The 1670-nt window shown below is 38.9% G+C and carries 1 protein-coding gene; it reads left to right on the top strand.

Features of this window, described 5'->3' with window-relative positions; all coding sequences use genetic code 11:
- The first annotated feature begins 1025 nt into the window (after positions 1-1025).
- Positions 1026-1553: a UxaA family hydrolase gene (locus BN3456_RS01930; RefSeq protein WP_089982420.1), complete on the top strand. Its 528-nt coding sequence runs from the start codon at positions 1026-1028 to the stop codon at positions 1551-1553.
- Positions 1554-1670: the final 117 nt, after the last annotated feature.

Raw genomic sequence — 1670 nt, forward strand, 5'->3', positions numbered from 1 at the left:
GGGGAGGGGGGAGGGTGGGGTGTGGGTGGTTTTGTTTTTTTTTTTTTCAAGCAGAAGACGGCATACGAGATGCTCAGGAGTCTCGTGGGCTCGGAGATGTGTATAAGAGGATGGGAGGGAAAAGTAACATATTTTTTTATTTGAAGTATCAATGTAATGTCCGGGGATTAGACCACAGCATATTTCGGATTCGATCATTGCAATAATGGTATATGTGCTTGAGGTTTCAAATAAAATCTGCGGCTTAAACTTACAGTTTTCAAAAAGAGGGTCAATAAGCGACCGGATAGTTGAGGATTTATCCATAAGAACAAAGGGTTCTTCCCGCAATTCATATAAATCTCCTTCAGAGAAAGGCTGAGTGTTATTGCAGGCATATCTGCTGTAAGGATGGCGGGACGGAATGGCAAGAAAAATCTCTTCCTTCTTAATTGGCACATATTCCAGAGGACTTCTTTCTTTTGGATCTGAGAGAGTTAAAAAACCAATATCAAGATTGCCTTGCGCGATTTCCTGCACTTGTTCCTCCACCGACAATTCTAACGGTTTTACAATAATACCTGCATGTCTTTTATGGAATTCAGGATAGACAGAAGAAAACATAACTGTTCCCCGGTTGTGGGTAAACCCTACAGAAAGTTTGCCTTTTTGTGCTTCTGTAAGATCATATATCCGATTATAAGCATCTTTTTTTATAGAAATTATCTTTTTTGCTGAAGCAATATATATTTTACCGGCTTCTGTAAGGTGCCAATTGGTACGGGAACGGACAAAGAGATCCGTGCCAAGTTCTTTTTCTAATTTTAATAATTGCTGGTTTAATGCTGATTGTGTAATAAAAAGCTTTTCGGCAGCTCTGGTAATACTGTTTTCTTCAGCAATTTTTACGATGTATTCTAATTGTTTTAAATCCATGTACAGTTCCTTTCTATAAGAAAAATTAAGGGAACAATTAATATTATAAGCTGTATTTAGAGAAAAGTCTATATTATACTGGGGATAAAATGAATGAAGGAGGCTGCTGAATGAAAAAGGCATTATTGGTAAAAGTGAATGATGGGGATAATGTAGCCATAGCAATACGAGATATCCCTGCAGGAACAGTCCTTTGCAAAGGTTTGACTGCCAATCAGGAAATACCACAGGCGCACAAAGTTGCTTTGCAAAGGTTTGAAAAGGGAGATGAGGTCATCCGGTATGGCGTAGTGCTTGGATATGCTCTGAAAACGATAGAGAAGGGGGACTGGATAAATGAATTTATGCTGGAACTGCCGAATGTTCCATCTGTAGATGAACTGGTCTGTGGAACGGATCTTGTAACAGAATTGCCTGAGCCTGTACGAAGAACGTTCTGGGGCTACAGAAACCCAAATGGAGGGTATGCCGGTACGAGAAATATACTTGGCATCAGTACGACAGTTCAATGTGTGACTGGTGTCTTGAACGCAGCGGTGGAAAGAATGAGAAAAGAGCTATTGCCAAAGTATTCTAATGTGGATGGTATTCAATGTCATTTAGTTAAGACATTTTCAATCTATTTTCCGAGGGCGTAAATTTTTCTGTGTCTGGCAAGTCAGGAACTGCCTGATTTGAATTAAATATGTATTGGTTTTGATGTCGATTTAACTCGAAATTCCATTGTCGAATTTTATTTCTATCTATAGTAATAA

Origin of the sequence: Clostridium sp. C105KSO13, assembly GCF_001517425.1 — a bacterium.
Lineage (GTDB): Bacteria > Bacillota > Clostridia > Lachnospirales > Lachnospiraceae > Muricomes.

What these genes read in the sequence shown, in the direction of transcription:
- BN3456_RS01930 (WP_089982420.1), top strand. Translation starts at nt 1,026, where the DNA reads ATGAAAAAGGCATTATTGGTAAAAGTGAATGATGGGGATAATGTAGCC.